Below are 12851 nucleotides of genomic sequence, written 5' to 3' on the forward strand. Positions count from 1 at the left end.
CGCCGGCAAGCAGACCATCACCGAGCTGCCCAGCAGCGCCTACTTCTCCTCGGCCGACAGCTTCGGCATGATCCGCGGCGGCCACATCGACCTCTCCATCCTGGGCGCCATGCAGGTGGCCGCGAATGGCGACCTCGCCAACTGGATGGTGCCAGGCAAGATGGTGAAGGGCATGGGCGGGGCCATGGACCTGGTGGCCGGCGTCAAACGCGTCGTCGTGGTCATGGAGCACACGGAGAAGACCGGCGCGCCCAAGCTTGTGAACGCCTGCTCGCTCCCGCTGACGGGCAAGGGCGTCGTGGACCTGGTGGTCACCGACCTCGGCGTCTTCGACATCGCCCGCGGCAAGCGTCCCCTACGCCTCCTCGAGCTCGCCCCCGGCGTGACGCTGGACGAGGTGAAGGCCAAGACGGAAACCGCGTTCGAGGCGGCTTAAGCCACCACCACCGATCGTCCTGGCGAAAGCCGGGACCCATTGTGACTCCGGCCAGCCTCCGCCCGGGCGAGCGGCATGTTGCGACGAGTGCGTCCAGCCGTGCGCTCGCCTCGTACCTCCAGCAACTTGCACCTGTGCGCCATGCTGGCAGAGTCCCGATCATGAAAACCTCCCTGCTCGTCGCCTTCGCCGCGGCGGCTGCACTCAGCGGCTCGACCGCGCCCGCCGCGACCAACCTGAAGACCGCCGTCTTCGCGGGGGGCTGCTTCTGGTCGGTGGAGCACGAGATGGCGGCGCTCCCCGGAGTGGCGGACGTGGTGGCGGGCTATTCGGGCGGCGCGACCGCCAAGCCGACCTACGAGAACCATGCGGACCACCTTGAGGCGGTGCGGGTGACCTACGACCCGGCCCGGATCAGCTACGCCCAACTGGTGGACGGCTTCTTCCACCGCATCGACCCCACCGACCCGAACGGCCAGATCTGCGACCAAGGCCCGTCCTATCGGACGGCCGTGTTCGTCTCCAACGGCGCTGAGAAGGCGGCCGCCGAGCAGGTGAGGGCGAAAGTGGCCAAAGAGCTGGGCAAGCCGGTGGCGACCAAGATCCGCAACGCCGCGCCGTTCTGGAAGGCCGAGGCCTACCATCAGGATTTCGCCAGGAGGAACCCGGCCCGCTACGCCCAGTACCGCACCGGCTGCCGGCGCGACGCGCGGCTCAAGGCGGTGTGGGGAGCCCGGTACGCGGGTCACGCGGCCGCGGCGCATACCGCTCGCCGTTGAAGATCTCCGCCCGCCGCCGGCGCTTCTCGTCCAGCCGCACGGAGAAGATCTCCCGCCCCGAGGTCGCGGCGAAGTCGGCGACCATCTCGTCGCGCCAGGTCTGCTCCAGCGCCACGGCCAGCACCCGCCCGCCGTTCCCGGTGGTGAGCGGGGCGGTGGTCTCGGCCTGGTTCTGCGGGCTGGCGGCCCGCAGCCACATCACCAGCGGCGGCGTCCCCGGCGCGCCGAAATAGTCGCGGCCGTAGTAGGCGGCCGCGTTGAACAGGAACCGGTCGTTGACCGCCACGGCCGTGTAAGGGCCGGCGAGCTGCGCCCGTTCGACGATGCGTTCGGTGATCGCCGCCCAGCCCTTGGCGCGTTTGAAGCTGTTGGAGATCCCCAGCGGCTCGGCGAGCCCGGGCCGCAGGCAGACGGCGAGGAACAGGGCCGCCACCATGCCCTGAACGGCCAGGGCCGCGATCAGCCAGCCGCGCGCCCGCCAGCGCAGCAGCCAGGCGGCGACCAGCACCGAGCCGGCCACATAGCCCGCCCCGGACCAATTGGCGTTGGCGCGGCTGATGAAGGCCTGGCCAGCGACGATCAGCAGCGGCGGAATGGCGAAGCAGGCGAGCAGCAGGTCGGCCTCGGTCAGCCGCCGCCGGACGGCCAGCAGGACCATCCCGCCGATCAGCACCGCGAACGGGATCGGCCCGAAGACGCCGAACTGCGAGGCCAGGAAGTCGCCGAGCTCGGGCAGGTTGAACAGCTGGCGCCCGCCCCAGGCTGCGTTTGCGGCGGTGTGCTGGACCGTGGCGAAGCCGTTCAGTGCGTTCCAGATCAGGTTGGGCGCCAGGATGGTCAGCGTCGTGCCGGCCGCCGCCGTGATCGTCCGCGGCCGCCACATGGCGCGCGCCTCCCCGCTCAGCGCCAGGTGCAGGGCGACACCGACCAGCGCATAGAGGGCGGCGTACTTGGACAGGAAGGCCAGCCCCACGGCCGCCCCGAACAGCGCCGCCCGCCGCACCGACGGTCCCGCCCTGAACATCCCGGTGTAGGCGACGAGCGCGAAGCTGAGGAACATCAAGAGCGGCGCGTCGGTGGAGGCGATCAGCGACGACAGCTGCACGCCCGGCATCAGCATGTAGAGGGCCGCAGCCATGAAGCCGACAGCCTGGTCATAGAGCCGCCGCCCGACGATGAAGACCGCCAGCGCCGCGCCGGCGTGGAACAAGGGCGAGGCCACCCTGACCCACGGCTCGGCGTCGCCGCCGACCGCCGTCGTCGCCCAGATGGTCCAGGCCACCATCGGCGGCTTTGAGAAGTAGCCGAAGTCGAGGGTGCGGGACCAAAGCCAGTACTGAGCCTCGTCCGGGTAGAGCTCGAGCGGGCTGTCGAACAGCACGAGGACGCGGGCGACCGTGAGGCCCGCGACGAGCAGGAGCGCGGTGCGCCACAAGCGGCGGTCGGGGCTGGCGGGCGTGGTCGGCGTCAAGGGCAGGTCCCAGGTGCGGGCCGCACGGATGCGCGAGGTCAAGGCCGCTGTAAAGCGCAGGCGCTGCTTAATATCGCTGATGAAAAAGGCACGTCCGCTCGCCACCGTGGCGCCGGCGCCTCAGGTCCGCGACGAGTCGTCGCCGTCACGAAACCTTCGCCAACAAACCCGGAAGTTGCCGCTATAGGGGCGCCGTCGGGGGAGCCGCTCGGTCGGACCCTCGGGGCGATGACGAGGGGATAACCACAATGATTTCCATGAAGAGGCTCGCCGGCGGCGCAGCGCTGACGACCCTGCTTTGCGCCATGTCGACGGCGGTCTACGCCCAGGAGACGACGGGCGCGATCCGGGGCGTGGTGACCGACGAGACCGGGGCGCCGGTGCCGAGCGCCACCATCACCATCACCCACGTGCCCACCGGGGCGTCCAGCACGACGGTCGCCGGCGCCGAGGGCGGCTTCTCGGCGCGCGGCCTGCGGGTCGGCGGCCCCTACCGCGTCCGGGCGACGGCCTCCGGGTTCGACGCCGGCGGCGTGACGGTCCAGGGCATCGGCGTCGGGGACGCCTCCCAGGTCGAGGTGGTCCTCTCCCGGGCGGGTGGCGACACGGAAGTCTCCGAGCTGGTGGTGACCGCGGCGGCGGCGGCCCCCTCGCAGGGCGGCCCCAGCACCAACTTCACCACCGCCGACATCGAAAACCTCCCCTCGATCAGCCGCGACATCAAAGACGTGGCGCGCCTCGATCCCTTCGCAGTCATCGATCCGACCAACCAGGACGCTCTCTCCTTCGCGGGCGTCAACAACCGGTTCAACCAGCTGACCGTCGACGGCGTGCGCCAGAACGACGACTTCGGCCTGAACAACAACGGCTACCCGACCCAGCGCTCGCCGATCAGCCTGGACGCGGTCGAGGCGGTGAACGTCTCGGTGGCGCCCTACAGCGTGATCAACAACGGCTTCATCGGCGGCCAGATCAACGCCGTCACCAAGTCGGGCGGCAACGCCTTCTTCGGCTCGGCCTTCTATGAGCGCACCGGCCGTGACTGGCAGGGGGACACCGTCGAGGGCCAGCCCTTCGGCGCCGAGTTCGAGGAGAAGATCTGGGGCGCAACGCTGGGCGGCCCGATCATCCGCGACAAGCTGTTCTTCTTCGTCGCCTACGAGAAGTACGAAGGCGAGCTGGGCTTCGATGAAGGCCCGTTCGACCTCGGCCGCACCGTCGCCATTCCGCGCATCAGCTCGCAGGCGGTGGAGACCTTCCGCCAGGCCGCCGAGCAGGTCTACGGCTACGATCCGGGCTCCTACGTCGTCGGTCCCTTCCCCGTCGAGGACGAGAAGTGGATCGCCAAGATCGACTGGAACATCACCGACGACCATCGCCTGGCGGTGACCTATCAGAACACCCTCGGCAACTCGCTGAACGGCTCGACCAGCGACGTGTTCTCGATCGGCTCCAACGTGAGCCAGCCGCGGGTCGGCCTGGAGTCGCAGCAGTACAACAAGATCGAGGAGCTCACGACCTACACCGTCCAGCTGAACTCAGACTGGACTGAGAACTTCTCGACCGAGCTGCGCTACAACTTCAAGGAAACCGACACCCAGCAGAACCCGCTGCTCGGCCTCGAGGTCGGCGAGGTGACGGTGAACGTCGCCGACCTGCCGGGCGTCGCCCCGGGCGCCGGCACGCCGCAGATCCGCTTCGGCGCTGACATCAGCCGGCACGACAACTACCTGCACGTCGAGGTCGAGACCATCGAGGCCATCGGCCGCTACAGCTGGGGGCCGCACGACATCCTGTTCGGCGCCCGCACTGAAGCGAACGACATCTTCAACGTCTTCGTTTCGAACTCGCTCGGCAACTACACCTTCGCCAGCTACGCCGACTTCCTGGCGCGTCGGGCGAGCGGCTTCACGCTCACTGGGGCCGTCGATCCGAACGGCGGCACGGTGCCGGCGACGCTCGGCACCGCCCGTCGCGGCGCGGCGGACTTCGCGTTCCGGCTGAACAGCGTCTACGCCGAAGACCGACTGCAGATCCTCGACAACCTGGACGTCACCGCGGGCGTGCGCTTCGACTGGTACCAGATGGACTCCGTGCCGGAGTTCAACTCGGCCTTCGTTTCCCGCAACGCCTTCACCAACCAGCAGAACCTCGACGGCAAGCACGTCATGCTGCCGCGCGTATCGATCAACTGGGAGCCGATGGACCGGCTGAACGTGCGGGCGGGTCTCGGCCGCTTCTCGTCCACCGGCCTGAACGTCTGGCTGTCGAATCCCTTCGCCAACACCGGCGTCATCCAGACCAACGCGGTCTGCCCGGCGGCTCCCTACACTAACGTCGACCTCACGGCGCCGCCGGCCGGCTGCACCTTCACGCCGCGCGGCGGCAACACCAACGTGCTGGATCCGGCCTTCCAGATCCCGACCGTGTGGAAGGGCAGCCTGGGCGTCTCCTACGAGTTCGACTTCGGCCGCTGGGGCGATCAGTGGCTGGTCCAGCTCGATTACCTGAAGGCGGTCAACGAGAACGCCCTCTACTGGGTGGACCTGCGGGCGATCCAGATCGGCGTCGCGCCTGACGGCCGGCCCGTCTGGGGCCGCTCGCCTATCGGCCAGACGCAGGGCGTCGATTTCGACTACATGCTCACCGGCGCCGACAAGGGCGGCTCCGACTCGGTGGCGCTCACCGTCGCCAAGTCCTGGAACGAGGGCGTCTGGGACGGGCTGGGCATGCAGTTCGTCTACACCTACACCGAGGCCGAAGACGCCAACCCGATGACCAGCTCGATCGCCCAGTCGAGCTACACCCGGTTCGCGAGCTTCAACCACCAGAACCCGCCGGCGGCCATCTCCGACTACGAGATCCGCCACCGCTACGCGCTGAACCTGAACTACTCGCGCAAGTTCTTCGGCGACTACGAGACCAGCGTGAACCTGTTCGCCCAGCACCGCTCGGGGCTGCCGTTCAGCTACACCTTCGCCAACAGCCGGACCGGCAACTTCGACAACGACTTCGGCAACAACGCCTCGAGCTACTCGGGCCGTCAGGCGACATCGAACCAACTGCTCTATGTGCCGGCCGCCAACGACCCGATCGTGCTCTACGCGCCGGGCTTCGATGTGGCCGGGTTCAACCAGTTCCTGGACAACTCGGGCCTGTCGAAGTTCCGCGGCCGGATCGCGCCGCGCAACGCCTTCCGCCATCCGGACGTCACCACCTTCGACGTGCGGATCAGCCAGGAGCTGCCGGCCTTCTTCCCGAACGGGGCGAAGATCGAGGTGTTCGCCGACATCGAGAATCTCGGCAACCTGCTGAACGACGACTGGGGCGTGCTCGAGCAGTACGACTTCTACCGCGGGGTCCCCGTGGTCGACGTCCGCTGCGCCACCTCGGCGACCGGAGCCACGGTCGGCTGCGGAACCCCGGGCGCCAAGTACGTCTACTCGCCCGCAGCCACGGGCGGGAACTTCCAGCAGCCGGTGCAGCCGTTCCGCCGCAACGGCTCCACCTGGCAGATCAAGCTGGGCGCCAAGTACAAGTTCTAAGCCGTATCGCTTAGAGGAGAGTGGGAAGGGCGGTCCGGCGACGGGCCGCCCTTTTCGCATGCGCGATGCTTGACGCAGGGGCCTCACCCGCCCATGTGCGCGCGTCGTTGTCGAAGGGGTGAGATGGACCGGATCGTTCCTGCCGAGTGGGCGCCGCATCGGGCGATGTGGCTGGGCTTCCCGAGCCATGCGGAGCTTTGGGAGGACGACCTGGAGCCTGCCCAGGCCGAGGTGGCCGCGCTGGCGCGCGCCCTGGCGGGGCCGGGCGGCGAGCACGTGCGCGTGCTGACCGGCTCTCCAGAGGGCGAGGCGGCGGCCCGTGCGCTGCTGGCCGACGTGGCCCGGGTCGGGATCGTGCCCGGGCGGTTCGGCGACATCTGGCTGCGCGACACCGGCCCGATCTTCGCACGGACGCCGGAGGGGCCGGAGGCGCGCGGCTTCCGTTTCAACGGCTGGGGCGGCAAGTACGTCCTCGAGCACGACGATGAGGTCGCCGCCCAGATCGCCGAGGCGTCCGGGGCGCCGCTGGCGCAGTCCGAGGCGGTGCTGGAAGGCGGGGCCCTCGACCACGATGGCTTCGGCACGGTGCTGACGACGGCGCAGTGCCTGATCAATCCCAACCGCAACGCCGGCTGGGACGAGACTGCGGCCGAGCAGGTGCTCGCCGATGCGCTCGGCGCGCGCAAGGTGCTCTGGCTGGGAGATGGTCTTCTGAACGACCACACCGACGGGCACGTGGACAACCTGGCGCGCTTCGTGGCGCCGGGCGTCGTCGCCTGCCCGATGGCGTTCGGCAGGGACGACCCCAACGCCGACGCCTACGACGATGCGGCCCGGCGGCTGGCCTCGATGACCGACTCGCGCGGCGAGCGGCTGAAGGTCGTGCGCATCCCCTCGCCGGGCTATGTCGAGGACGGCGAGGGCGAGTACGTCCCGGCCAGCCACATGAACTTCGTCATCGCGAACAAGGCCGTGGTCTGTCCGATCTACGAGACCAAGGCGAGCCCGCTGGCGCTGGAGGGGCTTCGGACCCTCTTTCCGGACCGGGCCGTCATCGGCCTGCCGTCCACCGCCGTCCTGACGGGCGGCGGCTCGTTCCACTGCATCACCCAGCAGGAGCCCGCCTGATGACGCGCCAGATCAAGGTCGCCGCCATCCAGACCTCCTACGGCGAGGACATGGCGGCGAACATCAGGAAGACGGAAGACTTCGTCCGCCAGGCGGCGAGCGAGGGCGCCCAGGTCGTGCTGCCGTCCGAGCTCTTCCAGGGTCCCTACTTCTGCGTGGCCCAGGAGGAGCGCTGGTTCGCCACCGCCTATCCGTGGCGGGAGCACCCGTGTGTCACCGCCATGGCCTCGCTGGCCCAGGAGCTGGGCGTCGTCATCCCCGTCTCGATCTTCGAGTGCGAGGGGCCGCACTACTTCAACAGCCTCGTCATGCTGGACGCCGACGGCTCGCCCATGGGCGTCTACCGCAAGAGCCACATCCCCGATGGGCCCGGCTACAACGAGAAGTACTACTTTCGGCCCGGCGACACCGGCTTCAAGGTCTGGGACACCCGCTTCGGCAAGCTGGGCGTGGGCATCTGCTGGGACCAGTGGTACCCGGAGACCGCCCGGGCCATGACCCTGATGGGCGCTGAGGTGCTGTTCTACCCCACCGCCATCGGCTCTGAGCCGCATGACGCCACCCTCGACACCGCCGCGCCGTGGCGGCGGGCGATGCAGGGCCATGCGGTTTCGAACGTGATCCCGGTGGTGGGCGCAAACCGCACCGGCTTCGAGCCCTGGGCCAACTACCCGAACGGCGGACAGCTGTTCTACGGCTCGAGCTTCATCGCCGACCACCGGGGCGACCTCGTCGCCGCCTTAGGACGCGAGGACGAGGGCGTGCTGCACGCGCAGTTCGACCTTGACTTCCTGGCCACCCACCGGGCCGCCTGGGGCTTCTTCCGCGATCGCAGGACGGACCTCTACGGGAGCCTGGCGGGAGCGCGGCCGGCGTGATCGAGACCGAGCGCCTGATCCTGCGGGCGCCGGAAGACGCCGACCGCGCCGCCATCGCGGCCATGAACGCCGACCCGCGGGTGGCCGCCACGCTCGGCTCGGCGCTCACGCGGGAAGAGAGCGACGCGATGGTGGACCGCATCCGCGTCCACATCGGCCTCAACGGCTGGGGCTTCTGGGCCGTGGAGCGCAAGGCGGACCAGGCGGTGATCGGCCTCACCGGCCTGCTCTCGATGGGCGAGGACCTGCCGCCCGGCCCGGCCGTGGAGATCGGCTGGCGCCTCGCACACGAGGCCTGGGGCGGCGGCTACGCCACCGAGGCGGCGGCCGCGGCGCTCGCCTGGGGCTTCGAGCACATCCGCCCGGCGGAGATCATCGCCATCACCGCCCGCAGCAACCTGCGCTCGCAGGCCGTGATGAGCCGCATCGGCATGGTCCCAGACCCGGCCCGCGATTTCGACCACCCGAAGCTCGCCACTGACCATCCCTTACGCCCACACGTGACGTACGTGGCGAAGGCTTGAGCTCAGGAGAGGCGCGCCAGGATCAGCTCGGCGCAGGCCTCCGGCGCCAGGGTGGAGGTGTCCACCTCCAGGTCGTACGCCATGTTGTTATGCACCGCCGCCTGCCACCGCAGGACGGCCTCACGCGGGGCGCCGTCCTCGCTCCGGCGCTCGAGGATCGTCTCCAGCGGGCAGCGGACGCCGACCAGCAGCACCGGGAGGCCCGCGAGCCGCTGGCGCATCAGGGCGCGGGTGTCGAGCGGGCGGGCGTAGTCGGTGTGCAGGCCAACGTCGCAAGCCACGTCGACGCCGCCGCGGCTGACGGCGGCGACAGCATCCCAGAGGGCGGCGTAGAACCTCGCGACCGAAGGCTCCAGGTCCGGCCGCTCGCCGCCGGGGCGGAGGCCGATGCCGGGCTGCAGGTCCTCCGGCGTCGCTTTGCGCCAGATGTCGACGCCGAGGTTGATCCAGGGCCCGCGGGCCTGCAGCGCCCGGACGATTGAGGACTTGCCGGCGCGCGGGACGCCGCTCAGGACGACGATGCGGCCCAGGCTCAGGCGCCGCAGCCTTCCGGCTTCGCGCTCGCCTTCGCGAGTTCGGCCTTCGCCTCGGCCATCGCGGCCTCGAATTCGGCGTCGGCGTGCAGGCGGGCCACCACGGCCGCGCCGATCACCCGCCCGGCCTCGACGTCGCTCGGATAGTGCACGCCGCAGACCACCCGGCTGTCGCCGAATTCGCGGCCACGCAGCAGGAGCTCGTTCGCCCGCTCCGGCTTCAGCTCGGCCAGGATCAGCGCCCAGGCCCAGCCCACCGACGCGTGGCCGGAGGGATAGGACGCATTGGCGCCGAGGGAAGCCGGCGCCACACAGGTCCGTGCGGTGACCCCGGTGAACGGGCGCGGCCGCTTGTAGTGCTCCTTCGGCGGGTTGGCCGCAGCGCCCGCGTCGAAGAGAGCCCGCTGCATCAGGCGTGCGGTGGCCGGGGTCGTCTCGGCGGAAATCCTCACGCCGGCCGCGCAGGACCAGCTGGTGAAGGCGGCGGGGGAGAACAGCTCCACATCCGCCGTGGCCTGGGTCCACCGCGGGCTGTCGGCCAGCTTGCGGGTCTCGCGGAAGGCGGCCAGGTCCGCAGCCTCATCCGGTGAGCCGGCGGCGGGCGGCGGCGGGATCAGCTTCAGGGTGTCCACCTGCTCTCCGGCTCCGAGGAAGGGCGTCGGGCGGGCGGGGGCGGCCGGTTGCTGGGCCGCGGCGGCCCCGACGACGGCGAAGGCGGCGAGCGCCAGGGTCAGTTTGGCGCTCGCGCGCATCGTCCGTCTCCTACCTGAGGACCGTGAGGCCGTTCTTGATGACGGTCGCATTGCGGTCCTTCACCCGGGCCTCGAAGGAGATGTTCTTTCCGTCGCGCCAGAGGTCCACGGTGATCACATCGCCCGGGAAGACCGGGGCCGAGAACCTCGCCTGGTGCGAATAGATCTGCTCGGGATCAAAGTCGGTGATCGCCTGCAGCACCGCCCGGCAGGTGATGCCGTAGGTGCACAGGCCGTGCAGGATCGGCCGCGGGAAGCCCGAGCGGCGCGCCGACTCCGGGTCCGAGTGCAGCGGGTTGCGGTCGCCGTTCAGGCGGTAGAGCAGGGCCTGGTCGGGCCGGGTGGAGATGTCGACCGACAGGTCGGGGCTGCGCGAGGGCACCTGGTGCGGCTCGGGCTGGCCTTCCGTCGGGCCGCCGAAGCCGCCGTCGCCGCGGGCGAACATCGAGCCGGTGAGGGTGGCGACCTTCTCGCCCTTGTCGTTCGTCCAGGTGGTCTCGTTGACGACCACCGCGCCCTTGCCCTCGCCCTTGTCCCAGGCGCCGACGGTGCGGCCCTCGACGGTGAAGGTCCCGGTGGTCGGCAGCGGCCTGTGCAGCTCCACCTTCTGCTCGCCGTGGACCATCATCAGGTAGTTGATCTGACTGGGACGGTGACCTTCCGGCAGCTTGGGCGCAGCCGCGCCCTCGATCGCCCGGGCCCCGGCCGCCAGCACCGTGGCGGCGGTCGGCACCACCTTCAGGTTCTTCTCGTAGACGAAGGCCAGCTCCTTCTCGTCCATCGGGTCGGCGCCAAGGCCGATCCCCAGGGCGTAGAGCATCACGTCCTTGTCACGATAGGTGAAGGTGCGCGCCGCGGTGCGCTGGTCGAGAATGTCCGGATAGTAGATCGGCATGAAAATCCGTCCCTTGAATGCGTTTGGCTCCCAATAGCGGCGGATTGAAGCGGCTCGGCTTGGCCTTAGCAAGCGCGCCGCCGCCCCGATTGCCGCTCCGGATCGGGTGGGGTAGGAACGCCGCTTCGATTAACCCTGGGCGCCCGTGCCGCGCCGCCCGCCCGCAGAGGCTGAAGCCATGACCACCACCGCCATGCCCGGGATGGGCTCGATCACCGGCAATGTGCTGTTCTATTCGAAGCCCGAGCCGCTCACCCCCGAACTGCATGGCAAGCTGGGCGTGCGCCGAATGGACGGCCCCTTCGGCTTCGCCCGCAACGGCCACATCATCCCGCTGGCGGTGACCGAGTTCGCCCTGGCCGCCGTCACCGGCCCGATCATCTTCGTCGGGGAGGACAAGACTCCGCTGCTGGTCATGGGCCTGCAGGCCGACCAGAACATGTTCGTCCGCGACGACGGCGTGTTCGAACCGGGCGTCTACGTGCCCGCGTATGTTCGCCGCTATCCGTTCGTGTTCGCCAACGACAAGAACGCCGGCCAGATGATCCTGTGCATCGATCGCGCCGCCGAGTTCATCGAGGAGGGCGGCGATCTGGCCTTCTTCGACGCCAACGGCGAGCCGACCGACTACACCAAGAGCTGCATCGAGTTCTGCAACAACTACGAAGTCGAGCGGCAGCGGACCATGAGCTTCATCCAGCTGCTGAAGGACCTGGACCTGTTCGAGGTGAAGACCGCGACCTTCACCCCGTTCAACGCCGACGGGACTGCAGGCGAGCCCCAGAAGATCGCCGACTACTTCGGCGTCTCGGAAGCCAAGCTGAACGCCCTGCCGCACGACAAGCTGGTGGAGCTGCGCGACAACGGCGCCCTGCAGCAGATCTACGCCCACATGGTCTCGCTGGTCGGGTGGGACCGTCTCATCGCGCTGGCGATGGCCCGCCAGGCGCAGGCCGGCCCGGTCGCCGCGAACGCGTAAGACCTGAAGACCTCTCCCCGCCCAACGGGGAGAGGCAGCCGCTCACCGGGCGAACACGCTCCGCGTCAGGCAGGAGAAGACCAGCCGGCCGGCCTCATCCAGCAGGTCGTGCTGGGCGATCACGATGCCCTTGCCCTCGCCGACCGGGTCCTTGCCCATAACGGTCATCCGTCCACGGAGCACCTCCCCGGCCGGTGGGTTCTTGGCCCAGCGCAGTGCGTCGACCCCAACCCGCTTGGTCTGCGGCCAGTCGGCGCTCGCGGCCGCGTCCAGCTTGGTCCAGACGGCGAAGACCATCGCGTCGGGGCAGCCGCGGTCGGCTGTCCACCCGGGGCAGAAGCTCTCGATGAAGGCCGCCATGGCCTCCGGCTCGATGGTGGCCGCGCCGAGCGAAACCACCTGGCCGATCTGGATGTCGTCGAACGCCGCCGGCACGCGCGTCTCCTGGGTGAATTGCGATTCGCCAGATGATCCGCACCGGGCGCGGCGAGTCGAGCCATTTGCGCGGCGCTACGCCCGGGCCATATACGGAATGATGATCGGCGGTCGGGTCCTGAGCAGCATGCGCGCCCTTGCGGCGATGGCGGCCGCCGTGCTGCTGGCCGGCCCGGCTTTGGCGCAGGGCTTCGGCGCGCCGAAGGCGCCGGTGTTTGGGCCTGTGGACACCGGGCACCTGGTCGCCGAGCTGGTTCCGGAGAAGGCCTCCATCGCGCCCGGCGAGACGATCCACGTCGCCCTGCGCCAGCGGATCGACAAGGGCTGGCACACCTACTGGCGCAATCCCGGCGACTCCGGCGAGGCGACCCAGATCAAATGGGCCCTGCCGGCCGGCTGGAGCGCCGGCGAGATCGTCTGGCCGACGCCCGACCGGCAGCCGACCGGCCCCTTGATGAACTACGGCTACTCCGGCGAGGTGCTGCTACCGGTGGCG

At 69.7% G+C, this 12851-nt stretch carries 13 protein-coding genes; 8 read left to right on the forward strand and 5 right to left on the reverse strand.

The window, feature by feature from the left end:
- Together VHK87_RS02865 and msrA are read left to right on the forward strand one after the other, a co-directional pair.
- On the forward strand, window positions 1-436 hold a 436-nt coding region (locus tag VHK87_RS02865), incomplete at its 5' end, for a CoA-transferase (RefSeq protein ID WP_329633389.1).
- A gap of 161 nt (window positions 437-597) precedes the next feature.
- Window positions 598-1215 carry a peptide-methionine (S)-S-oxide reductase MsrA gene (gene msrA / locus VHK87_RS02870; RefSeq protein WP_329633390.1) on the forward strand — a complete coding sequence of 206 codons (618 nt, stop codon included), beginning with the start codon at window positions 598-600 and terminating at the stop codon, window positions 1213-1215.
- Here msrA and VHK87_RS02875 read toward each other — a convergent pair.
- The gene (locus VHK87_RS02875; RefSeq protein WP_329633391.1) at window positions 1151-2728 is read right to left on the reverse strand and encodes a glycosyltransferase family 39 protein; all 1578 of its coding nucleotides are present in this window, start codon (window positions 2726-2728) and stop codon (window positions 1151-1153) included. The genes msrA and VHK87_RS02875 overlap by 65 nt on opposite strands.
- 215 nt (window positions 2729-2943) lie before the next feature.
- Between VHK87_RS02875 and VHK87_RS02880 the strand changes: the two genes are divergently transcribed.
- The 4 genes from VHK87_RS02880 (at window position 2944) to VHK87_RS02895 (ending at window position 8761) form a co-directional block, all read left to right on the forward strand.
- A complete protein-coding gene (locus VHK87_RS02880) occupies window positions 2944-6231 on the forward strand; it encodes a TonB-dependent receptor (RefSeq protein ID WP_329633392.1) in 3288 nt (1095 codons plus the stop codon).
- Window positions 6232-6354: 123 nt separating this feature from the next.
- Window positions 6355-7359 carry an agmatine deiminase family protein gene (locus tag VHK87_RS02885; RefSeq protein ID WP_329633393.1) on the forward strand — a complete coding sequence of 335 codons (1005 nt, stop codon included), beginning with the start codon at window positions 6355-6357 and terminating at the stop codon, window positions 7357-7359.
- Window positions 7359-8237 (forward strand): N-carbamoylputrescine amidase, encoded by an 879-nt coding sequence (aguB, locus tag VHK87_RS02890; RefSeq protein WP_329633394.1) that lies wholly within the window; start codon window positions 7359-7361, stop codon window positions 8235-8237. Before VHK87_RS02885 ends, aguB begins: the two co-directional genes overlap by 1 nt.
- Complete coding sequence (locus tag VHK87_RS02895; RefSeq protein ID WP_329633395.1) at window positions 8234-8761, forward strand: GNAT family N-acetyltransferase; 528 nt, start codon at window positions 8234-8236, stop codon at window positions 8759-8761. Before aguB ends, VHK87_RS02895 begins: the two co-directional genes overlap by 4 nt.
- Before the next feature lie 2 nt (window positions 8762-8763).
- On the opposite strand, the gene VHK87_RS02900 is transcribed toward VHK87_RS02895, so the two are convergent.
- Genes VHK87_RS02900 through VHK87_RS02910 form a run of 3 tightly spaced genes read right to left on the reverse strand, consistent with a single transcriptional unit; the run spans window position 8764 to window position 10941 of the window.
- A complete protein-coding gene (locus VHK87_RS02900) occupies window positions 8764-9369 on the reverse strand; it encodes a chloramphenicol phosphotransferase CPT family protein (RefSeq protein ID WP_329633401.1) in 606 nt (201 codons plus the stop codon).
- Window positions 9294-10046 carry a phosphatase PAP2 family protein gene (locus VHK87_RS02905; protein ID WP_329633396.1) on the reverse strand — a complete coding sequence of 251 codons (753 nt, stop codon included), beginning with the start codon at window positions 10044-10046 and terminating at the stop codon, window positions 9294-9296. Before VHK87_RS02905 ends, VHK87_RS02900 begins: the two co-directional genes overlap by 76 nt.
- Window positions 10047-10056: 10 nt before the next feature.
- Entirely contained in the window at window positions 10057-10941 is an 885-nt protein-coding gene (locus VHK87_RS02910) for a MaoC/PaaZ C-terminal domain-containing protein (protein WP_329633397.1), read from the reverse strand.
- Between the two features lie 178 nt (window positions 10942-11119).
- Here VHK87_RS02910 and VHK87_RS02915 point away from each other — a divergent pair, with 178 nt between their 5' ends.
- The gene (locus VHK87_RS02915; protein ID WP_329633398.1) at window positions 11120-11920 is read left to right on the forward strand and encodes a SapC family protein; all 801 of its coding nucleotides are present in this window, start codon (window positions 11120-11122) and stop codon (window positions 11918-11920) included.
- A 42-nt stretch (window positions 11921-11962) separates the two neighbouring features.
- Here the strand turns inward: VHK87_RS02915 and VHK87_RS02920 are convergent, their stop codons facing one another.
- Window positions 11963-12355, reverse strand: coding sequence for an acyl dehydratase (locus VHK87_RS02920; protein WP_329633399.1), 393 nt, complete (start codon window positions 12353-12355; stop codon window positions 11963-11965).
- Window positions 12356-12482: 127 nt separating this feature from the next.
- On the opposite strand from VHK87_RS02920, the gene VHK87_RS02925 reads away from it, so the two are divergent.
- On the forward strand, window positions 12483-12851 hold a 369-nt coding region (locus VHK87_RS02925), incomplete at its 3' end, for a protein-disulfide reductase DsbD domain-containing protein (RefSeq protein ID WP_329633400.1).

This window comes from Phenylobacterium sp., from assembly GCF_036263695.1.
Taxonomy (GTDB): Bacteria; Pseudomonadota; Alphaproteobacteria; order Caulobacterales; family Caulobacteraceae; genus Phenylobacterium.

Coding starts and splice junctions, on each gene's coding strand:
- VHK87_RS02910 (WP_329633397.1), bottom strand. CDS start 10,941: ATGCCGATCTACTATCCGGACATTCTCGACCAGCGCACCGCGGCGCGC.
- VHK87_RS02905 (WP_329633396.1), bottom strand. CDS start 10,046: ATGCGCGCGAGCGCCAAACTGACCCTGGCGCTCGCCGCCTTCGCCGTC.
- VHK87_RS02915 (WP_329633398.1), top strand. CDS start 11,120: ATGACCACCACCGCCATGCCCGGGATGGGCTCGATCACCGGCAATGTG.
- aguB (WP_329633394.1), top strand. CDS start 7,359: ATGACGCGCCAGATCAAGGTCGCCGCCATCCAGACCTCCTACGGCGAG.
- msrA (WP_329633390.1), top strand. CDS start 598: ATGAAAACCTCCCTGCTCGTCGCCTTCGCCGCGGCGGCTGCACTCAGC.
- VHK87_RS02880 (WP_329633392.1), top strand. CDS start 2,944: ATGAAGAGGCTCGCCGGCGGCGCAGCGCTGACGACCCTGCTTTGCGCC.
- VHK87_RS02885 (WP_329633393.1), top strand. CDS start 6,355: ATGGACCGGATCGTTCCTGCCGAGTGGGCGCCGCATCGGGCGATGTGG.